The organism is Amycolatopsis jiangsuensis, assembly GCF_014204865.1.
In the GTDB taxonomy this organism is placed as follows: Bacteria; Actinomycetota; Actinomycetes; order Mycobacteriales; family Pseudonocardiaceae; genus Amycolatopsis; species Amycolatopsis jiangsuensis.
Genome location: NZ_JACHMG010000001.1, coordinates 7,668,780 through 7,689,001, shown reverse-complemented (window position 1 = coordinate 7,689,001; position 20,222 = coordinate 7,668,780). Strand labels below are relative to the sequence as shown.

The window sequence follows — 20,222 nt, the reverse complement described above, 5'->3', positions numbered from 1 at the left end:
TCGGGACGTTCACCACCGGCGGTGTGCCGGAACGGCGGGGCAGGCCCCCGCACAGCTGGCCAACGCACGCGACCGGGTGGCTTGTTCCCTTCTCGCCCCCGCGGGTGCGGCCATGATTGGATGCTCGGCAGTGTGGAAACCGTAACCGGAAACGAAGACCAGAGGTGCCCGTGCCCGCCCCCAACCTGACTCGTGACGAAGCCAAGCAGCGCTCCGGCCTGCTGGAAGTCGCGTCCTACGACATCGAGCTGGATCTGACCGACGGCCACGGCGGACCCGGGGAGAAGACCTTCCTCTCCACGACCACCGTGCGCTTCTCCGCCGTCCGGCCCGGCGAGACGTCCTGGATCGACCTCGTCGCCGAAGGTGTCCGCTCCGCCGTGCTCAACGGCACCGAGCTCGATGTGCGCGGCTACGCCGAGGACAAGGGCATCGCGCTGCCCGCTCTCGCCGCGGAGAACGAGCTGGTGGTCATCGCCGACTGCCAGTACACCAACACCGGCGAGGGCCTGCACCGCTTCGTCGACCCCGTCGACGACGGCGTGTACCTCTACACCCAGTTCGAGACGGCCGACGCCAAGCGCATGTTCGCCTGCTTCGACCAGCCGGACCTGAAGTCGGTCTACCGGATCACCGTGCACGCCCCGCGGGACTGGAAGGTCGTGTCGAACGCGCTGGCCGCCTCGTCCGAGGACACCGCCGACGGCGGCCGCCGGGTCCGGTTCGCCGAATCCGAGCGGATCTCCACGTACCTGGTGGCGCTCATCGCCGGCCCGTACGCCGAATGGCGCGACGAGTTCCGGGACGAGCACAAGACGATCCCGCTGGGCCTCTACTGCCGCGCGTCGCTGGCGCAGTACCTGGACACCGACCGGCTCTTCACCGAGACCAAGCAGGGTTTCGCCTTCTACCACGAGAAGTTCGGCACCCCGTACCCGTTCTCCAAGTACGACCAGCTGTTCGTGCCGGAGTTCAACGCGGGCGCGATGGAGAACGCCGGCGCGGTCACCTTCCTCGAGGACTACGTGTTCCGCAGCCGGGTCACCCGCTACGCCTACGAGCGGCGCGCCGAGACGCTGCTGCACGAGATGGCGCACATGTGGTTCGGCGACCTGGTCACCATGCGGTGGTGGGACGACCTGTGGCTGAACGAGTCGTTCGCGACCTTCGCGAGCGTCTTCTCCCAGGCCGAGGCCACCGAGTACCGCAACGCCTGGACCAGCTTCGCCAACATCGAGAAGTCCTGGGCCTACCGGCAGGACCAGCTGCCCTCCACGCACCCGATCGCGGCCGACATCGTCGACCTGCACGCGGTCGAGGTGAACTTCGACGGCATCACCTACGCCAAGGGTGCCAGCGTGCTCAAGCAGCTGGTCTCCTACGTCGGTATCGAGCACTTCCTCGACGGGCTCAAGCTGTACTTCGGCAAGCACGCGTGGGGCAACGCCACCCTGGCCGACCTGCTGGCCGCGCTGGAGGAGGCGTCCGGACGCGATCTTTCGTGGTGGAGCGCGGAATGGCTGGAGACCACCGGCCTCAACTCGCTGAGCCCGCGGTACGAGATCGCCGCCGACGGCACGTTCTCCTCGTTCGCCGTCGTGCAGACCGGTGCCAAGCCGGGTGCCGGCGAGCTGCGCACGCACCGCGTCGCGGTCGGCGTCTACGACGAGGACGGCAGCGGCCGGATCGCCCGGATCCGCCGCGTGGAGCTGGACGTGTCCGGGGCCCGCACCGAGGTGCCGGAGCTGGTGGGCCAGGCAGCGGGCCAGCTCGTGCTGGTCAACGACGACGACCTGACCTACTGCCGGATGCGGCTCGACCCGGCGTCGCTGACCACGCTGATCGACCGGATCTCCGACATCACCGAACCGCTGCCGCGCACCCTGTGCTGGTCGGCCGCGTGGGAGATGACCCGCGAGGCGGAGCTCAAGGCCCGGGACTTCGTCACCCTGGTGGCCCGCGGCATCCACGCGGAAAGCGAGGTCGGCGTGGTGCAGCGGTTGCTGCTGCAGGCGCAGACCGCGCTGAACTCCTACGCCGACCAGAAGTGGGCGGCCGAGCAGGGCTGGCCCGCGCTGTCCGGGCGGCTGCTGGAGCTGGCCCGCACCGCCGAGGCGGGATCGGACCACCAGCTGGCGTTCGTGAACTCGCTGGCCGGCGGTGTGCTCGACGACGAGGCGCTGGCCGCCGTCGCGGGCTGGCTGGACGGCTCCGCGCCGCTGCCGGGCCTGACCGTGGACACCGACCTGCGCTGGCGGCTGCTGCAGACGCTCGTCGCGCACGGCAGGGCGGACGTGCCGGAGATCGACGCCGAACTCGCCGAGGACGACACCGCCGCGGGCCGCCGGCACGCCGAACGGTGCCGTGCCCTGCGGCCGACCCCGGAGGCCAAGGCGGAGACCTGGCAGCGGGCGATCTACGACGACGAGATCCCCAACGCCGTCAGCGACGCGCTCATCTCCGGCTTCTCCCACCCCGGGCAGAAGCACCTGCTGGGTGACTACGTCGCCCGGTACTTCGAGGTGATCGACGACGTGTGGGCACGCCGGTCCAGCGAGCGGGCACAGCCGACCGCGGTCGGGCTGTTCCCGTCATGGGCGATCGAACCGGCCACGGTGAGCGCGTCCGACGAATGGCTCGAGGGCCAGCACTCGGCCGCCCTGCGCCGGCTGGTGTCCGAAGGCCGGGCGGGCATCGTACGGGCGCTCGCCGCCCGGGACTTCGACAGCCAGGCCTGAGCACCCGGAGACAGCTGAAGGCCCCCTCGCGGATTTCTCGCGAGGGGGCCTTCAGCGTTCCAAGTACGGGGCGACGTCAGCGCTTCGGGTCGGGACCCGCCTGGTCGCTGAGCATGCGCAGGGCGTTGACGAGTCCACCGACCAGGTCGGCCTCCTTGAAGGAGGCGACCATGCTGGCCACCGCGAGGTTCGCGCCGCGGTCCGGGAGCCGCAGGTGCGCCCGCTGCCCGGTGACGATCTCGATCGCGCGCTGCGCCGGGGACACCGCGATCAGCACCGCGTTGCCCGGGTCCTCGGTGGAGGCGTGCAGCCGCTCCGCCTCGGCGCGGGTGTCCTCGCCGAGGTCACCGAGGTAGACGCTGAAGGCGAGGGCCGTTTCGCGGCTGGCGAACGTCAGCGCCTCGTCGAGCCGGGCGAGCTGCTGCACCGTGAACGGGCTGGTCGCCGTGTCCGGCTCGTACATCTTCGCGGCCGAACGGCGGCCGCTGTTCGTGATCACCTCGCCGAACGGGAGGTCCTTCTCCGCCACGTCGGCCGTGCCGGCCGCGTGGGTGAGCTCACCACTTGCCACGAGCGCCTCCCGCTGCCGTCGCGGCACCCGCGGGCGCCGCACCTTCCGCACCGGCTCCGTGCCCGGCGCCGACGCCGTCCGGATTGCCGGTCCACCACATCGCGGGGTACTCCCAGGGCTGGCCCGGCCGGTACCGCGGCGTCCCCGAGTGCCTCTTGCGCAGGGTGGCCGCTCCGACCACCAGGTAGATCGCCAGGGGGATGACCGCGTAGACCAGGATCGTCTCGACAACGTTCACGCCGGTGAGCGTATCGGATGGCCGGTGCGGGCACGTCCGCGGCGCGCCTACCGCTCGCCGCCGGGCAGGGGCCGTCCGCCGCTTGGCTCGCCCGCACTCGCACGTTGGGGCGAAGCACCCCGGGCCGAATGATGGCAACTCACCGTACAGGCGGCCGTACCGGTCGATGGCGTCTTGTCGGAACGCTGAAATGCTCGTAGCTTTTTCACCTGTACGGGCCTTGCGCCCCACTCCCACGCCCCAGCAGGTTACGCACCGGTCCCAGGAGGCCCCGTCATGCAGAGCGCACAGTCCCCCGCTCAGGCGACCACCGCACCCTTTTCATCACCCAACGACGTCGAATTTTTCGCCGGAACGGGTGTGACCTCCGGCACAAGGGTTACGCGCGGCACTCGGGTCACCCGCGGAACGCGGGTCACCATGGGCACGCGGGTCACCCGCGGCACCCGCGTGACGATGGGGACCAGGGTCACCAGGGGCACCCGCGTCACGATGGGGACCCGGGTCACCAGGGGCACCCGGGTCACGATGGGGACCCGCGTCACGATGGGCACTCGGGTCACCAGGGGCACCCGCGTCACGATGGGGACCAGGGTCACCAGGGGCACCCGCGTCACCATGGGCACCCGGGTCACCAGGGGCACGCGCGTCACCATGGGCACCCGGGTCACCCGCGGCACCCGGGTCACCATGGGCACCCGCGTCACCTGCCAGGCGGACTACAGCCTCGCCGCCTGACCAGCACCCGCGCACCCGCCGCGGGAAGCCCACGGCTCACCCCGGCCGCCGCAAGGCAGCCGGGGTGCCGGCGTGTCCGGGCCGGTACTCCGCCGGAGGCCGGACAGGCCGTTGACGCTCCCGGGCCCGCAGCGACGCCGGGCCGGCGCGCCGCCGTCCCGCAGGCGGATCGTCCTCAGGCCGCCGAACCCAGGTACGGCTGCCACAGCGGGTCGGCTTCCTTGGAATGGGCCAGGAGCCGCCAGTGCGGGCCGTGGGGAGCGCGAGGCACCACGCGCAGCCGCCAGCCGATCTCGGACAGCATGCGGTCGGCCTTGCGGTGGTTGCACTTCGCACAGCAGGCCACGCAGTTGGTCCAGCTGTGCGGGCCGCCGCGACTGCGGGGCACGACGTGGTCGATCGTCTCCGCCCGGCCACCGCAGTAGGCGCAGCGGTAGCGGTCGCGGTGCATCAGCCCGGCGCGGGTGAGCGGGACCTTCGCGCGGTAGGGCACCCGCACGTACGTGCTGAGCCGGATCACCGACGGCACGGGCAGGGACACCTTGGCGGCGTGCAGCTGCACTCCCGCCGGGTCACCGTGCACGACCTCGGCCTTGCCGCACATCACGAGCACCACCGCGCGCCGCATCGGCACCGCGGTCAGTGGCTCGAAGGTCGCGTTCAGCAGCAGCACGCGACGACGGCCCCAGGCCGGGGCCGCGGGCTCGGCAGCTCTACGCTGTCCGGGCGGACGGATGACTCCCCCTGGCCGGGTCCCCGGCCCGTACGGATCAGCTCCGCCGGATGCGGAACCTCCCGCTCGGGCACGCAGGACCACCTCCGGCGGCTCGTCGGCCATGGCTTGGCCGCCGCCGCCGAGGGGGACGGGTTGTCGGTCTGGCACTCGACCACCTCCACCGGTGCAGGCATAGTCGACCACACATCAGGCCCCCGGCGCACGTGTGTTCCATGACGTGTCACACAGCCGCAGCCCGCAGGCCACCCACCGGCCGCCGCGGAACGCCGGGAAAAAACGCGACGAAAGGACTTCCTCAGCTCGTGAATGCCGTGCTCAGCGCCCCACCCTCGTGCATCTCCGACCCGAGCACGTTCTGCTCGCAGGTCTTCGCGGTCACGCACAACGAGTGGCTCGCCGGCTCGACGGGCTGGCTGGTCACCAAACCGCTGCGGATCATCCTGATCCTCGTCATCGCCTTCATCGTGCGCTATCTCACCCGACGGCTGATCGACCGGGTGACCAGGCTGCCCAGCACCGGCGGCAAGTTGCCCGCACTGCTGCGCCCGCTGCGGGAACGCGCGCCGGACATGCTCGGCCCGGCGGTGCTCGAACGCCGGCTGCAGCGTGCCAAGACCATCGGCTCGGTGCTGAAGTCGGTGTCCAGCCTCCTGATCTACGGCACCGCGTTCTGCCTCGTGGTCGGCGAACTCGGCTACGACCTCGCGCCGCTGATCGCTTCGGCCGGCGTCGTCGGCGTCGCGCTCGGATTCGGCGCGCAGAACCTGGTCAAGGATTTTCTGTCCGGGATCTTCATGATGATCGAGGACCAGTACGGCGTGGGCGACATCGTCGACGTCGGCGAGGCGAGCGGCACGGTCGAGGCCGTCGGCCTGCGCATCACCACGCTGCGCGACCTGCAGGGCACCGTCTGGTACGTGCGCAACGGCGAGGTGCTGCGCGTGGGCAACTCGAGCCAGGGCTTCGCGGTGGCGGTGGTCGACGTCCCGGTCGGGTACTCCGCCGACGTGGACCTCGCGACGACAGTGCTCGGCGAGGCCGCCACCAGGGCCGTGCAGAGCGAGGCGCTATCGGCCCACGTGCTGGAGCAGCCGGAAATGCTCGGGGTGGAGAAGGTCACCCCGGAGAGCATCCAGCTCCGGCTGACGGTGAAGGTGCGGCCGGGCAAGCAGTGGGCCGTGCAGCGTGCGCTGCGCGGGCAGCTGATGGGTGCGCTGGAGGAAGCGGGCTTCGAGCCGCCGCTCGGCCGGTACCTGTCCGCCCCGTCGGCCGACAAGTGACCGGCGGGCAAGGCAAGATGGAGGAGTGTCGACTGTGAGTGGCCCGGAACCGGCGAACCTGTACGAGGCCGTGGGCGGTGAGCCGACCTTCCGGCGGATCGTCGCGCGGTTCTACCAGGAGGTCGCGCGGGACGAGATCCTGCGCCCGCTGTACCCGGAGGAGGACCTCGGCCCGGCCGAGGAGCGGTTCCGGCTGTTCCTCATGCAGTACTGGGGCGGTCCGCACACCTACTCCGACCGCCGCGGCCACCCCCGGCTGCGCATGCGGCACGCGCCGTTCAAGATCGGCCCGATCGAACGGGACGCCTGGCTGCGGGCGATCCGGGTGGCCGTGGACGAGGAGAACCTGCCCGAGCCCTACCGCGAGCAGCTGTGGGCCTACCTCGAGATGGCCGCGCACAGCATGATGAACAGCTTCGTCTGATGGGCGGTGCGCCCGGGCCGTCGTGGTGGTCCGACGCAGTCTTCTACCAGGTCTACGTACGCTCGTTCGCGGACTCCGACGCCGATGGCGTGGGTGATCTCGAAGGCCTCCGCAGCCGCCTCGGCTACCTGGAGCTGCTGGGCGTGGACGCGCTGTGGCTCACGCCGTTCTACCGGTCCCCGATGGCCGATCACGGTTACGACGTGGCCGATCCCCGTGACGTCGACCCGATGTTCGGCACGCTGCGCGACTTCGACGAGCTGCTGGCCGAGGCGCACCGGCGCGGCATCCGGGTCACCGTGGACGTGGTGCCGAACCACACCAGCAACCAGCACGCCTGGTTCAAGTCCGCGATGGCCGCCGCCCCCGGCAGTCCGGAGCGGGAGCGCTACGTCTTCCGCGACGGCCGTGGCCCGGACGGCGCCGAACCACCCAACAACTGGGTCAGCGTGTTCGGCGGCCCGGCCTGGACGCGGGTGCCGGACGGCCAGTGGTACCTGCACTTGTTCGCCCCGCAGCAGCCGGATCTGAACTGGGCCGACGCCGAGGTGCGCTACGACCTCGAGCGCACTCTGCGGTTCTGGCTGGACCGCGGGGTGGACGGGTTCCGCGTCGACGTCGCGCACGGCATGGCCAAACCCGCCGGGCTGCCGGACATGGACCGGCGCCTGGCCGGCTCGGACGGCGAGCAGCACGGCGAACCGTACGATCCCCGTTTCGACGACGACGGCGTGCACGACGTGCACCGGATGATCCGGAAGGTGCTCGACGAGTACCCGGACACCATGGCGGTCGGCGAGATCTGGGTACGTGACGAGGAGCGGCTGGCCCGCTACCTGCGCCCGGACGAACTGCACCTGGCGTTCAACTTCCGCCTGGTGCTGACCCATTTCGACGCGGACGCGCTGCGTACCGCGATCGAACGCTCGCTGGCCGTACCGCGGGCAGCCGGGGCGCCCGCGACGTGGACGCTGTCCAACCACGACGTGTGGCGCACGGTGAGCCGGTACGGCGGCGGCGCGACCGGGGTGCGCCGGGCGCGTGCGATGGCGTTGGTGGAGCTGGCGCTTCCGGGCGCGGTGTACCTCTACAACGGCGAAGAACTGGGGCTGCCGAACGCGGATCTGCCGGTGGAGGCGCTCACCGATCCGCGGGCGCGCACGCAGGGCCCGGAGTACGGCCGTGACGCCGAACGCGTGCCGATGCCGTGGGAAGGTGCTTTGCCGCCGTTCGGGTTTTCCCGAAATCCGCGCACCTGGCTGCCGATGCCGCCGGACTGGGCCGAGCTGACCGTGGAACGGCAGCTGGAGGACCCGGATTCCACGCTGTCGCTGTACCGGCGCGCGGTGGAGCTGCGCAGGACCCATCCGGCGTTCCGTGCCGGTGACGAGCTCGAATGGTACGGCGCGCCGGCCGGCTGCTTCGCGTTCCGCCGCGGGCGGGGCGGGCTGATCTGCGCGGTGAACACCTCGGCCAGCTCGATTGCCCTGCCACCCGGGGAAATCCTGCTCAGCAGCAGCCCGCTCGAGCAGCGCCGGCTGCCGCCGGACTCCGCCGCCTGGCTCGTCTGACCGCGTTCGGGTCGTCCACAGTGGACAGCTGACCTCGCGGCCGTACCGCGGGGTTTTTCCCGCACCACGGCTCGTTCAGGACGATGTGGCGGTGGCCTCCAGCCGCCGTCTCAGCTCGCCGTGGTCCAGCACGGCGCGCGCCGGGATTCCTCCGGTCTCGTCCGGCATGCTCAGCAGTTCGGCCACGAACCGGCGTACCCGGGCCGGTTCCGGCGTCACCTCGCCGCGCAACCGGGCCACCACGACGGCGGGTTCGGCGGGCACCGTCTCGACCGACAACGTCCAGCCCTGACCGGCGTTCCACAGCAACATCAAGTCCCGCCCCGGAAACCGTGGCGAACGGCCGTTCAGCGCCACGTACGCGGTGACCGTGTCGGCGACCTCGCACGAAGTGCACTCCGGCGACACCCCCACTGCCGCGGCGACCTCGCGCACGTACGCGACGAGCACCCGTCGTAAGGCCTGCGGATCGTCCGCGGCGGGCAGGGACATCGGACGGTCGGGACCGGAGCGCAGCATGGTTCTCCTCTTCCGCCGCCCGCGGGCGGGAACGGGCGGGCACGGTGATCGGGGTGCGCCGAATCAGACATCCGGCTGATGAACCGGCATCGACTCTACCTGCCGGGGCAAGGGGCATGCGGGAGTTCAGCGGGAGTTCAGCCCTGCTGGCCGCCGCCCGGATCCCCGTTCGCGGCGTCGGCCACCGACGTCGCGAGCCACGCGGCGAACAGCCCCGCCTGCACGTACGGAGCGGCCTCCCCCACCGCGCGCACCACCGACCGCGCCCGGCCGGGCGAACGCTCCGGCCGGTCCGGTTCCGGGGCGTCCGCCGGACGTTCCGTGCGCCACGGCGTCTCCTCGGTCCGGACTTCGGCGAGGAAGTCCGCCGTCGGGTCACCGTCGGGATCGCTCATGCCTTCACCCTGACACCGCGCGTCCGCGGATGCCACCACCACAAGGAAACCGCAAGGTTTGGGCGGCACTACGCCAAGCGGCGCAGATCGGCTCGTTTTCCCGCGGGCCGGGTGCCGAAGTCGTACCCTGCCCGGCAGCAGCATCACCGGTGATGCGGAGGAGGACATGACGGACGGCCCAGCGGCGCAGCCCGGTCTGGAGCGGCTTGCCGCCGTGCAGCAGAATCTGCTGAAGGCGCTCGAACGCACCCGGCAGGAGGGCGCCCAGGCGGCGGACGCCCAGCAGGCACTCGCCCGGATCTCCGGCCGGGCCAGCAGTCCGGACGACGCGATCACCGTCGTCGTGGATTCCAGCGGCGCGCCCCAGGACGTCACCTTCACCGAGAAGATCAGCGAACGCAGCCCGCAGCAGCTGGGCGCCGAACTCATGCACTGCCTTCGCCAGGCCCAGGCCCAGCTCGGGCAGGCGTTCGCCGATCAGGCCGGGGACGATCCGTTCGCCGCCCGGATTGCGGCGAAGTTCGAAGAGCGTTACCCGGCACCGGAACCCGATCCGGACACCGCCGGACAGGTGAACGAGGTGGCACTCGGACAGCTCGACGAGGAGCCCGCGCCGACGACGGCGCCACCACCGAGACCCCGGCGGGAAGGAAACGACGAAGACTTCGGCGAGACCGATTTCCTGCGGGGGCCGGATCGTGACTGAGGGAAACACCGGCGGATACACCGTCGAAACCGACAAGCTGGACGCGCACCGCGCCGACGTGGAAGAGGCGGTCAAGACCGCCGACCGGGTCGTGGACGCCGGCCACCAGGTGACCCCCGGCGGCTGGGACAACGCCTTCGGCCTGATGTTCCAGGCGTTTCCGGTGGCCACGCATCCGATCGCCGAGGCTTTCATCGACTTCGCCAAGACCGCTTCGCAGGCACTGCAGTACACCTCCACCGCCCTCGGCACGGCAGCCGTGGACTACCAGCGAACCGAGCAGCACACCGCGGACATCCTGCACCAACTGGAGAAGAAGATCGCCGACGTGTCGGAAATGCAGGTGGGCAACGGCGCTCTGCCCCCGGAGGACGTGGCCGAACCACACACCCCGGTGATCGGTGCCCCCGCGAAGAACCGGGCCACCGACGAGCAGGAGGACTGACGCCATGCCGGAAGGCAACTCACTCGTCGACAAGAACGCCACAACGGACTTCAACCAATACAACCCGTTGAATTCCGACACCGGGTGGGGCCCGTTCATGCCCGGGCCGGGAGCCGGTGTCGACGACCCCAACCAGCACTGGTTGTCCGGACTTCCGCTCCTGGCTCCGGCCGAGAACGTGTGGCACGACCTGGAGGGCGGCGACTACTTCAGTTTTGTTTTCGACGCACTGAACACCATTCTCGACGGCGCCAGTTTCGCCGGCAGCCTGGCGGAGGCGACCAGCCCGGGCGGAGTGGTCGCCACCATCGTGCAGCCGCTGCTCGCGTGGATCATGGACCACCTGAAGCCACTTCGGCTCGTCATGGACGAACTGGTCGGCAACTCGGCGACTGTGGCAGGGGTATCCGCGACCTGGGCCAATATGGGCCAAGCACTCGGCCAGGCCGCGGACAAGTACGACCAGGTCGCGCAGGACACCCAGCGCTACTGGCGGGGAGCGGCCGCCGATGCCTACCGGAAACGCGCGCGTGGTCTCGCGGTCGGCATCAACAGCATCGGGCTGCTCTGCGAGATATGGGCGTATCTGCTCGACAGTGTCAGTGGCATGGTCCAGGCGGCGCACGACCTGGCGCGCGATCTCATTTCCGGGCTCGAGGCCGAGTTGATCGGAATCGCTGCCGACGCAGTCCTCGCCGGACCGCCCCCAGCCGACCTGGTTGCGATGGCCAAAGACGCCGCTGTCTACCTCGCCGAGGTGGAAATCGACTTCGCGAAAATGCTGGTCAAACTCGGCGAAGGCATGACCAAAGCGATGGCTCTCGTCGGCAGCATACTTTCAGCGATCCAGCAGATCGCCACCGCGATCAAGCGGCTGGTCGAGTTCGCCGGCCAAGGTGGCCACGCGTCGCAGGCGCCCCGCTGAGTTCCTAGAACAGCAGCGGCAGCAGCGCCTGTCTCCGTTTGAGCACCGCGCCGTAGCGGGCGTCGAGGCGGAGCCAGGAGTCGGTGGCGGTCACGCGGACCACGTCGCCGCCGATGGACGAGTCGAACAGGCCCATCCCCGACAGCGCGAACAGACAGCGCATCTGCACCTTGACCTCGAGGTCGCCGCCGGTGACGGTGAGCACCGGCTGGTCCATCAGTGACGCCGGCGGGGTGCCGTGCGGGCCGGCGTTGTCGCGGGCCAGCGACACGCCCCGGTCGGCCAGGTCCGACACGATCCCGACCGGCAGATCGTCCACCAGCTGCCATCGGCCGGACGCGGGAAGCTCGGAGTGCCACAACAGATCGCGCGGCGGGCCAGGGTCCATCACCTCGCCGCCGGCGACGGTGAGCGCGGCCAGCAGCTCGTTGCCGGACACCGTGACGTCGGCCGGCGTGACGGTCCCCGCCACCGCGCGGGTGGCGAGGACCTCGAACGGCGTGGCCGTCCACGCTTCCACGATCTCCTCGCCGGCACGGCGGCGCAGCCGCACCGCCGTGCTCCCGTCGAGACGCACCGCGCGGGCCACGAATGCGCCCAGCGTCTCCCGGTCGCCCGGATCCGGGATTCGCAGCTCAGGCATCGGCGAACACCCGCTTGAGGAATTCGCTCTCCGCCGCGGTGAGCCGGCGCGGCCGCAGTGCGCCGGTGTCGTACGGCGCGAGCACGGTTTCCGCGGTGACGGCGACCGGGTCACTCTCGTCCGGGCCGGCGTGCACGCGGTAGCCGAGGGTCACGGTCGCCGCCTTCAGCTCGGTGAGCGCGATCTCCACGCGCACCGAGCTGTCCGGGGTGGCGATGATCGGCGCGCGGTAGTGCACGGCGAGCTTCACCACGACGACGCCCTTCGGCAGTTCGGTGAGACCTTCGTTCACCGCTTCGCCGAACAGCACCGGAATCCGCGCCTCTTCGAGCAACGTCACCATGTTCGCGTGGTTGACGTGCCCGTACACGTCCATGTCCGACCAGCGCGGCCGGACGTGGCTGACATAGGTCACCGCACAGTGCTCCGGATCTGGCGCGCGGCCACGGACAGCGTCGCGAGGTCGAGCCTCCCGGAGCGGGTGATCTCGTCCAGCGCCACGCGGGCCCGCGAAAGCCGCGACGCGTTGGCTTTCTCCCACTGCGCGATCTGCTCATCGACGGAACGGTCCTGATCACTCTGCCGCAACGCGTCGAGCGTGATCGCGCGCAGGGAACCGTACACGTCGTCACGCAGCGACAGCCGCGCGAGGGCATGCCAGCGGTTGCCCCGCTCCAGCGCGCTGATCTCCGTGAGCATCTTGTCGACGTCCAGGTGGTCCGACAGCGCGAAGTACAGCTCCGCGGTGTCCGCGGGGGTGTGCGTGGCGTCCAGGCCGACCTGCTGCTCGGCCAGCTCCGCCACCTCGACCACGTCGAGCAGGCCGTAGCTGTGCAGCAGCAGCGCGACCCGGCGCGCCAGGTCCGCGGGCACGCCCTGCTCGGACAGTCCGGCCGCGTCCTGCTCCACCGACTCCAGCTCACGCCCGCGCATCAGGTCGCCCAGCTTCGGGACGAGGTCCGCGAGCACCGGCCCGAACCGGGTGATCTCGGCCAGCGGCGCCAGCGGCTGCGGGCGGTTGGTGAGGAACCAGCGCGCGGCGCGGTCCAGCAGCCGCCGCGTCTCCAGCACCATCCGGTCCGCGACCTCGGTGGGCACCACGTTGTCCAGCGTCTCGATCTCCGACCACAGCTTCGGCAGGTCGAAGACGTGGGTGACCACGGCGTAGGCGCGCACCGCGTCGGTGGCGGTCGCGTTCATCTCCTCCATCAGCCGGTGCACGAACGAGATGCCGCCGCCGTCGACCAGCTCGTTGGTCACCAGCGTGGTGATGATCTGCCGGCGCAGCGGGTGCTGGGCGATCGAGGCGGCGAAGCGCTCCCGCAGCGGCTCCGGGAAGTACTCCGGCAGCCGCCGGGCGAACACCTCGGAATCGGGCAGGTCGGACTCGAGCAGCTCGTCCTTGAGGTCGAGCTTCACGTGCGCGAGCAGGGTCGCCAGCTCCGGCGAGGTGAGCCCCTCGTCCGCCTTCTCCAGCGCGCGGAACTGCGAGTTGCTCGGCAGCGCCTCGAGCTTGCGGTCGAACGCACCCTTGGCCACCAGCGCGGCGACCTGCCGGGCGTGCACCGACACCATCGGCGCGGCGTGTGCCCTGCTGACGCCGAGCACCGCGTTCTGCCGGTAGTTGTCCGCGAGCACCAGCGCGCCGACCTCGTCGGTCATCTCGCCGAGCAGCTCGTTGCGCCGGGTGTGCTCCAGCTCGCCGCCTGCCACCAGGTGATCCAGCAGGATCTTGATGTTGACCTCGTGGTCGGAGCAGTCCACGCCGGCCGAGTTGTCCAGCGCGTCGGTGTTGATCTTGCCGCCTGCCCTGGCGAACTCGATCCGACCGAGCTGGGTCAGGCCCAGGTTGCCGCCCTCGCCGACGACCTTCACCCGCAGCTGGTGGCCGTCGACCCGGATCGCGTCGTTGGCCTTGTCGCCGGCGTCGGCGTTGGTCTCCGTCTCCGCCTTCACGTAGGTGCCGATGCCGCCGTTCCACAGCAGTTCGACCGGAGCCAGCAGGATCGCCTGGATCAGGTCCATCGGCGCGAGGTGCGTGACGTTCTCGCCGAGCCCGAGAGCCTGCCGCACCTGCGGGCTGACCGGAATGGTCTTCGCCGAGCGCGGGTAGATCCCGCCGCCCTCGCTGATCAGCGAGCGGTCGTAGTCGTCCCACGAGGACCGCGGCAGGTCGAACAGCCGGCGCCGCTCGGCGAACGAGGTGGCCGCGTCCGGGTCCGGGTCGAGGAACACGTGCATGTGGTTGAACGCGGCGACCAGCCGGATGTGCTCGGACAGCAGCATCCCGTTGCCGAAGACGTCGCCCATCATGTCGCCGATGCCGACCACGGTGAAGTCCTCGGTCTGGGTGTCCTTGCCCAGCTCGCGGAAGTGCCGTTTCACGCTCTCCCACGCGCCCTTGGCGGTGATGCCCATGGCCTTGTGGTCGTAGCCGACCGAACCGCCGGAGGCGAACGCGTCACCGAGCCAGAATCCGTACTGCGCCGAGACTTCGTTGGCGAGGTCGGAGAACTTCGCGGTGCCCTTGTCCGCGGCCACCACGAGGTAGCTGTCGTCGGCGTCGTGGCGCACCACGTCCGGCGCCGGCACGGTGGCACCCTCGACCCGGTTGTCGGTCAGGTCCAGCAGGCCGGAGATGAACATCCGGTAGCAGGCGATGCCCTCGTTCAGCTGCGCCTCGCGGTCCAGCCCGGCGTCGCCGGTCGGCGCCGGCGGCCGCTTCACCACGAAACCGCCCTTCGCGCCCACCGGGACGATCACCGCGTTCTTCACCGCCTGCGCCTTGACCAGGCCCAGAATCTCGGTGCGGAAGTCCTCCCGCCGGTCCGACCAGCGCAGGCCGCCGCGGGCGACCTCGCCGAAGCGCAGGTGCACGCCCTCGACGCGCGGCGAGTACACGAAGATCTCGAACTTCGGACGCGGTTCGGGCAGCTCCGGCACCCCGCTCGGATCGAGCTTGAAGGCCAGGAACGCCCGCGGGTTCCCGTCCGCGCCGCGCACGCGGTAGTTCGTCCGCAGGGTCGCGTTGACGACCGCCATCAGCCTGCGCAGGATGCGGTCCTCGTCGAGGCTGGTGACCTCGTCGATCATCGAGCCGATCTCGGCGACCAGCGATTCCTCGTGACTCGCGCGGTCCACATCGGACAGTTGCGGATCGCAGCGGGTCTCGAACAACCGCACCAGGCAGGTGGCCACCCGGGTGTGCCGGACCACGGTGTTTTCGATGTAGGACTGGGAGAACGGGCTGCGGGCCTGCTGCAGGTACCGCGAATAGGCGCGCAGCACGGCGACCTGCCGCCAGGTGAGCCCGGCCCGCAGCACGAGCGCGTTGAGCCCGTCGACCTCGGCGTCGCCGTGCCAGGAGGCGTGGAAGGCCTCCTGGAAGCGTTCCCGCAGCCGGTCCACCACCGCGTCGTCCGGCTTCTCCAGGCTTTTGCCGTCGATGCGCAGGCCGAAGTCGTAGATCCAGCTGGCGCCACCGTCCGCGCGGAACAACTCGTACGGGCGCTCGTCGACCACCTCGACGCCCATCGCCTGCAGCACCGGCAGCACCTTCGACAGGGTGACGCCTTCTCCGCGCAGGTACAGCTTGAAGCGCCGCTCCCCCGGCTCGGCGTCGGCCGGCAGGTAGAACGACTGCGCGAGATCGCCCTCGTCCACCAGCGTCTCCAGCTGGCGGAGGTCGGCCAGCGCCTCCTCGGCGGTGAAGTCCTCCTTGTAGGCCTCCGGGAACACCGCGGCGAACCGCAGGCCCTGATCGACCGCGGACTCCTCGCCCACCCCGCCTGCTCCGCCGTCACCGTCCCGCTCACGGCGTTCGGCGAGGATCGCCTCCACCAGCCGGTCCTCCCAGCTGCGCACGACCGTGTTCAGCCGCTCCTGGATGCGCAGGATGTCCGGCTCGACCCGGTTCGCCGGATCGGTGTGCACCATGAAGTGCACCTGCGCGAGCGGCGTTTCCCCGATCCGCGCGCTGTACTCCAGCTGCGTGCCCTCCAGCTCCTGAAGCAGCACCTCTTGCATGGCCAGCCGGGAGCGCGTGGTGTAGCGGTCGCCGGGCAGGTAGACCAGGCACGAGAAGAACCGGCTGTAGGGGTCGCGGCGCAGGAACAGCCGCAGCCTGCGCCGGTCCGACAGGGTGATCGCGCCGGTGGTGGTGGCGTACAGCGAATCGGAGTCGGCGGAGAACAGGTCGGCGCGCGGCCAGTTCTGCAGCACCTCCAGCATCCGCTGGCCGGAGAAGGACTCCATCGGGAAGCCGGCGCGGTGGATCACCTCGCGCACCCGCTTGCTCACGACCGGGATGTCGAGCACGTTCTCGTGCAGCGCGGTCGTGGTGAACATGCCCAGGAACCGGTGCTCACCGGTCACCGTGCCCTGGTCGTCGAACGTCTTCACCCCGACGTAGTACGGATACACCGGCCGGTGCACCGTGCTCGGCGCGCTCGCCTGGGTCAGTACGAGCAGCGTCGGCGCGAGCGCGTTGGCGGAGCTGTCCGGACCGGCGGTGAGGCTGCGGGCGGCCAGACTGTCCTGGCGCAGCACACCGAGCCCGGACGCCAGCACCGCGCGCAACGCCGGCTCGTCGGTGTCCGGATGCGGGTTCTCGACCAGCTCGTAGCGGCGGTAGCCGAGGAAGGTGAAGTGGCCGTCGGCGAGCCAGCGCAGCAGCCGGGCGCCTTCCCGCAGCTCGCTTTCCGGCAGCTTCGGCGGGTGCTGCTCCAGCTCCTCAGCGAGCCCGCAGGCGGTCTGCCCCATCCGGTCCGCGTCCTCGACGACCTCCCGCACGTCGCCCAGCACCGAGGCCAGCCGGTTGTCCAGCTCGCGCGCCCGGTTCGGGTCGGTGACCCGGTCGATCTCGACGTACATCCACGATTCCGCGGTCGCACCCGCGGGCGGTTCGGCCGCGTCGGCGTCCAGGTGCAGGCCCTCGAGCTCACCGGTGACGCCGCGGCTCACGACGACGATCGGGTGCACGATGCGGTGCACCTGCACGCCGTCCCTGGCGAACTCCGCGGTGACGCTGTCCACGAGGTAGGGCATGTCGTCGGTGACGACCTGCACCACGGTGGCCTCGCGGGTCCAGCCGTCCTCGGCGGTGGTCGGGTTGAGCAGCCGCACCGCCGGCCGTCCCGGCATCCGCTGCTGGGCCAGCTGCAGGTGCGAGCGCACCGCACCGACGAGCGCGGCCGGATCGTCGCCGACGATCTCGTCGGCCGGGATGTGCCGGTAGTAGTGGCGGATCAGCTCTGCGATCTCGGGCGCGCGTGCCGCGGCGGCGTCGATCAACTCGTCCCGGATCTGCTCCGGGCTGGTGCGGCGGCGTGGCGCGCCGGCGGCGGCATCGGTTCCGGACAGGGACGAGACTCCCGTCGAGCTCATTGAGCAACTCTCCAGTGTGCGAGATCGAGACGTGTCCGCCACCACAACGTGCCGGACACCCTCACCCTAATCCGCCCGCCACCCGGCCCGTGCGGCGCGGGGAAAGACTTAAGGTTTCGGTGATTGCCTTGCCCGCCAGGGGATGTGCGGGATCGGTTCAGCTACCGGCGGGTCGGTCGGGATGGCCGCGGCGGAAACCCCCGGCACGGGACCGGATCGTCTCCGCCCGGGCATCGGAACCCGCTTCGGGATCGGTTCAGACCCGGGGCCGGACAGCGGCCAGGCGACACGCCGGGACGAAGCTCAGTCGGTCGTGCGGTGCCGGTCGGCGGTGGCGTGCCCGTTGACCGGGCGCTTCGGCTCGTCCTGCGGGCCCAGTTGCTTCACCAGCGCGGCCGCGCTGGCCGTACCAGCCTGGTGCTCGGCGAGCGCGCGGGCGAGGAGTTCGGCCAGCCCGGCGTCCGCGGCCGGTTCGTCCTCCGCGATGGCCCGCGCGTAGCTCTCCGGGAACGGCTGCGAGGACGGCGTCCAGTCGTCCACGTCCGTCAGCGGATCCAGCGCCGGGGGCATGCGCAACCGCGGCAGCCACGGATCGGCCACCGGTTCCTCCAGCCGCGGCTCGGCGGCCTTCGGGAGGTACTCGACCGTCGTGGCCGCGGGCCTGTTCGCGGGGTCCGCCTCGGCCTCCCCGGAACCGGTCTTGCCGCGTCCGGATTCCGCCGGCTCGGACTCTCCCGGCTCAGTCTGTCCCGGATCGGACTCCGCCGCCCGCGGTCCCGGCTCGTCCGCCCGCCGCCGGCCGCCCCCGCCTTCCCCCGCGGAGATGCCCAGCCGATCCAGCACGGACCGTGCCGCGACCGACCCGTGTTCGGCGTCGTGCCGCGTCGTCCGGCTGCGGACATCCCGGCGCGCCTGCTCCTCCCGCGCCCACTCGTCGCTCTCCCACAACGGAGCGGCGGGCTCGTCGGCAGGCGCCGGTGCCAACGGCAGCTCCGGCAAGATGTCCGAAAGATCCGGCATACGCAACGAAAACCGCGGCGGCTCCTGCGGCACGGACTCCCGGGCACTCTCCCGCGCCACCGCCTCGGCCGGCTTCCCGGCACGCGCAGTTTCCTCGGTCCGCACAGGCTTTTCAGCGCGCGCAGCTTCCTGCGCTCGCGCAACCTTCTCTGCCCACGCAGCCTCCTCGGCGCGCGCGGCGTTCTGTGCCCACGCAGCCTCCTCAGCCTGCGCAGCCTTCTCCGCCCACGCGGCTTCTTCAGCACGAACGGAACTCACGGCAGGTTCATCGACGCGCGCGGCCGGCTTCCCACGCACCGCAGACGTTCCAGCGTCCCGCGGCGCGGTCTGAGCCGGCGCCGACTCAACCGTGTGCACCTCCGCCGCTTCGCGCGCGCGACGTCGCTCGGTCGCACGCGAAGCGGGTTTCTCGACCTCCGTGGCCGACGGCGTCTGATGCGTACGTCGCGTCTCGCCCGTACGCCGAGACTGCGCGTCGTCACGGCGGAACGGCCGCCCCCACGCGGGCAACGCGGCCGGCTTCCGCGCACGCGGCGCGGCTTCCGGCTGCGAGGACACAGCCGGCAACACCGCAGTCTGCTCGATCTCCTCCGTGGGCCGCCCGAACGACCACGCCGGTGCCTTCTCCGCTTTCTCCGCCGGCGGCTCGTCACGGATCGCCGGCATCACCGACGTGACCTCCGCTTCGACCCGCGGTTCGACCGCCATCGGCACCGCACGGCTGTCCCGGGGACCAGATGCCGCGAGCACCTCGTCGAGATCGAACGAAGCCAGCTCGCTCGCCCCGAACTCCCCGGCCAGCAGACCGCAGGCCTGCCGCCGCGCGCGGGCGTGCACGTGCTCGGCTGCCCGCGACCGGTGCAGGCAGGCGATGGCTTCCTCGGCGCTGCCGAAGCGCTCCTCGATCTGTGACAGCTCCAGCCACAGCCGCGAGGTGACCGCGGGCAGGCCGTGCCGGTCGGTGGCGGCGACTGCTTCGCGCACCAGCTCCGCGGCGGCCTCGCCGGACCCGGCCGGCAGGTGCACCCGCGTCGCCACGGCCAGCCGCAGCCAGGCCGACGGCGCCACCCCCGCGGCCCGCACCGGCGCACGCAGCACCGGCTCCGCGATGTCGTAGGCCATGTCCGCGTCGCCGCGGTCCAGCAGCGTGCTCACCAGCTGCAGCACGAGCCGGGTCCGGACGAGCCCGCCGTCGTCGCCGGGACGGTCCAGCTTCTCCAGGAACCCGAGGCCGGTACGGGCGGCGTCGGCGGCCGCGGTGAGGTCACCGTGCCGGCGCCGGTGCGCGGCGGTCCCGTTGCGCAGCAACGCCCGCAGCAGCAGCCGGGTGTCCGCGTCCAGTGCGTCGTCGGCCACAAGGAGCTTGTCCGCTTCCACCAGCACGCGGTCCAGCTCCGGCTTGCGGCCGAACTGGGCGAGGCAGCCCACGAGGTGGCAGAACGCTTCGGCACGCAACGACGGCAGCACGTCCTTCGAAAGCGCCGGACGCAACGCGGCCAGCCCCATCAGCGGCACGCCGAGGCTGCGCGCGCACACCGCGAGGTCGATGCGCAGCCGCGCCGCGGTGCTCACGTACCCGGCGTGCTCGGCCGCGCGCAGGGCCGCCACCGCACGGCCGACCGTGCCGGTGCGGTCACCGACCCGTACGCGGGCGGACACGACCAGGCTTTCCGCCCGGACCCAGTGCCCGTCCGCGCCGGCCGCCTCGGCGAGTGCCGCCGCACGTTCCCCGAGCACCAGAGCGAGCTCGGGGGCACGCAGGTGCAGCGCCTCCGCCCGGGCGATCAGCCGCCCGAGATCGGCGAGGGTCCCGCCACCGGCAACGGCGGGCCGCCCGTCCGCGGGTGCGGACGGGCCGGGCCGGTTGTGCCTGCTGGTTTCCACTCTC

17 protein-coding genes are annotated in these 20,222 nt (G+C 71.2%); 8 read left to right on the top strand and 9 right to left on the bottom strand.

The annotated features are described in order from the left end of the window. Positions 1-170: 170 nt before the first annotated feature. Positions 171-2,738 carry an aminopeptidase N gene (gene pepN / locus BJY18_RS34425; RefSeq protein WP_184784005.1) on the top strand — a complete coding sequence of 856 codons (2,568 nt, stop codon included), beginning with the start codon at positions 171-173 and terminating at the stop codon, positions 2,736-2,738. Between the two features lie 76 nt (positions 2,739-2,814). On the opposite strand, the gene BJY18_RS34420 is transcribed toward pepN, so the two are convergent. Continuing rightward, on the bottom strand, positions 2,815-3,309 hold the full coding sequence (locus tag BJY18_RS34420) for a DUF5130 family protein (protein ID WP_184784004.1): 495 nt from the start codon (positions 3,307-3,309) through the stop codon (positions 2,815-2,817). After that, positions 3,296-3,547, bottom strand: a complete 252-nt coding sequence (ctaJ, locus tag BJY18_RS34415) for an aa3-type cytochrome oxidase subunit CtaJ (protein WP_184784003.1) — start codon at positions 3,545-3,547, stop codon at positions 3,296-3,298. Before ctaJ ends, BJY18_RS34420 begins: the two co-directional genes overlap by 14 nt. 420 nt (positions 3,548-3,967) lie before the next feature. Between ctaJ and BJY18_RS36495 the strand changes: the two genes are divergently transcribed. Next, positions 3,968-4,285: a hypothetical protein gene (locus BJY18_RS36495; RefSeq protein ID WP_221458106.1), complete on the top strand. Its 318-nt coding sequence runs from the start codon at positions 3,968-3,970 to the stop codon at positions 4,283-4,285. A 175-nt stretch (positions 4,286-4,460) separates the two neighbouring features. On the opposite strand, the gene BJY18_RS34405 is transcribed toward BJY18_RS36495, so the two are convergent. Continuing rightward, complete coding sequence (locus BJY18_RS34405; RefSeq protein WP_184785029.1) at positions 4,461-4,958, bottom strand: HNH endonuclease; 498 nt, start codon at positions 4,956-4,958, stop codon at positions 4,461-4,463. A gap of 365 nt (positions 4,959-5,323) precedes the next feature. Here BJY18_RS34405 and BJY18_RS34400 point away from each other — a divergent pair, with 365 nt between their 5' ends. From BJY18_RS34400 to BJY18_RS34390, 3 genes are read left to right on the top strand one after another with little or no spacing between them, the layout of a single operon-like run. Continuing rightward, positions 5,324-6,301 (top strand): mechanosensitive ion channel family protein, encoded by a 978-nt coding sequence (locus BJY18_RS34400; protein ID WP_312874062.1) that lies wholly within the window; start codon positions 5,324-5,326, stop codon positions 6,299-6,301. Positions 6,302-6,335: 34 nt separating this feature from the next. Then, positions 6,336-6,725 (top strand): globin, encoded by a 390-nt coding sequence (locus BJY18_RS34395; protein ID WP_376774747.1) that lies wholly within the window; start codon positions 6,336-6,338, stop codon positions 6,723-6,725. Beyond that, a complete protein-coding gene (locus BJY18_RS34390) occupies positions 6,725-8,296 on the top strand; it encodes a glycoside hydrolase family 13 protein (protein ID WP_184783999.1) in 1,572 nt (523 codons plus the stop codon). The genes BJY18_RS34395 and BJY18_RS34390 overlap by 1 nt, the downstream gene beginning before the upstream one ends. 75 nt (positions 8,297-8,371) lie before the next feature. On the opposite strand, the gene BJY18_RS34385 is transcribed toward BJY18_RS34390, so the two are convergent. Together BJY18_RS34385 and BJY18_RS34380 are read right to left on the bottom strand one after the other, a co-directional pair. Further along, entirely contained in the window at positions 8,372-8,815 is a 444-nt protein-coding gene (locus BJY18_RS34385) for a DUF6292 family protein (protein WP_184783998.1), read from the bottom strand. A gap of 137 nt (positions 8,816-8,952) precedes the next feature. Beyond that, a complete protein-coding gene (locus BJY18_RS34380) occupies positions 8,953-9,210 on the bottom strand; it encodes a hypothetical protein (RefSeq protein ID WP_184783997.1) in 258 nt (85 codons plus the stop codon). A gap of 166 nt (positions 9,211-9,376) precedes the next feature. On the opposite strand from BJY18_RS34380, the gene BJY18_RS34375 reads away from it, so the two are divergent. From BJY18_RS34375 to BJY18_RS34365, 3 genes are read left to right on the top strand one after another with little or no spacing between them, the layout of a single operon-like run. Beyond that, positions 9,377-9,916: a YbaB/EbfC family nucleoid-associated protein gene (locus BJY18_RS34375; RefSeq protein ID WP_184783996.1), complete on the top strand. Its 540-nt coding sequence runs from the start codon at positions 9,377-9,379 to the stop codon at positions 9,914-9,916. Beyond that, complete coding sequence (locus tag BJY18_RS34370) at positions 9,909-10,361, top strand: hypothetical protein (protein ID WP_184783995.1); 453 nt, start codon at positions 9,909-9,911, stop codon at positions 10,359-10,361. Before BJY18_RS34375 ends, BJY18_RS34370 begins: the two co-directional genes overlap by 8 nt. Positions 10,362-10,365: 4 nt before the next feature. Next, positions 10,366-11,286 carry a hypothetical protein gene (locus tag BJY18_RS34365; RefSeq protein ID WP_184783994.1) on the top strand — a complete coding sequence of 307 codons (921 nt, stop codon included), beginning with the start codon at positions 10,366-10,368 and terminating at the stop codon, positions 11,284-11,286. A 4-nt stretch (positions 11,287-11,290) separates the two neighbouring features. On the opposite strand, the gene BJY18_RS34360 is transcribed toward BJY18_RS34365, so the two are convergent. The 4 genes from BJY18_RS34360 to BJY18_RS34345 all read right to left on the bottom strand — a co-directional run bounded on the left by BJY18_RS34360 (position 11,291) and on the right by BJY18_RS34345 (position 20,218). Beyond that, the gene (locus BJY18_RS34360; protein ID WP_184783993.1) at positions 11,291-11,929 is read right to left on the bottom strand and encodes a DUF8010 domain-containing protein; all 639 of its coding nucleotides are present in this window, start codon (positions 11,927-11,929) and stop codon (positions 11,291-11,293) included. Continuing rightward, on the bottom strand, positions 11,922-12,344 hold the full coding sequence (locus tag BJY18_RS34355) for an acyl-CoA thioesterase (protein WP_184783992.1): 423 nt from the start codon (positions 12,342-12,344) through the stop codon (positions 11,922-11,924). The genes BJY18_RS34360 and BJY18_RS34355 overlap by 8 nt, the downstream gene beginning before the upstream one ends. After that, a complete protein-coding gene (locus BJY18_RS34350; protein WP_184783991.1) occupies positions 12,341-17,314 on the bottom strand; it encodes an NAD-glutamate dehydrogenase in 4,974 nt (1,657 codons plus the stop codon). The genes BJY18_RS34355 and BJY18_RS34350 overlap by 4 nt, the downstream gene beginning before the upstream one ends. A gap of 303 nt (positions 17,315-17,617) precedes the next feature. Further along, positions 17,618-20,218 (bottom strand): hypothetical protein, encoded by a 2,601-nt coding sequence (locus BJY18_RS34345; RefSeq protein ID WP_184783990.1) that lies wholly within the window; start codon positions 20,216-20,218, stop codon positions 17,618-17,620. Positions 20,219-20,222: the final 4 nt, after the last annotated feature.

Excerpts from the sequence above, each read along its gene's own strand:
- BJY18_RS36495 (WP_221458106.1), top strand. The coding sequence starts at position 3,968 with ATGGGCACGCGGGTCACCCGCGGCACCCGCGTGACGATGGGGACCAGG.
- BJY18_RS34390 (WP_184783999.1), top strand. The coding sequence starts at position 6,725 with ATGGGCGGTGCGCCCGGGCCGTCGTGGTGGTCCGACGCAGTCTTCTAC.
- BJY18_RS34385 (WP_184783998.1), bottom strand. The coding sequence starts at position 8,815 with ATGCTGCGCTCCGGTCCCGACCGTCCGATGTCCCTGCCCGCCGCGGAC.
- BJY18_RS34380 (WP_184783997.1), bottom strand. The coding sequence starts at position 9,210 with ATGAGCGATCCCGACGGTGACCCGACGGCGGACTTCCTCGCCGAAGTC.
- BJY18_RS34375 (WP_184783996.1), top strand. The coding sequence starts at position 9,377 with ATGACGGACGGCCCAGCGGCGCAGCCCGGTCTGGAGCGGCTTGCCGCC.
- BJY18_RS34365 (WP_184783994.1), top strand. The coding sequence starts at position 10,366 with ATGCCGGAAGGCAACTCACTCGTCGACAAGAACGCCACAACGGACTTC.
- BJY18_RS34360 (WP_184783993.1), bottom strand. The coding sequence starts at position 11,929 with ATGCCTGAGCTGCGAATCCCGGATCCGGGCGACCGGGAGACGCTGGGC.
- BJY18_RS34350 (WP_184783991.1), bottom strand. The coding sequence starts at position 17,314 with ATGAGCTCGACGGGAGTCTCGTCCCTGTCCGGAACCGATGCCGCCGCC.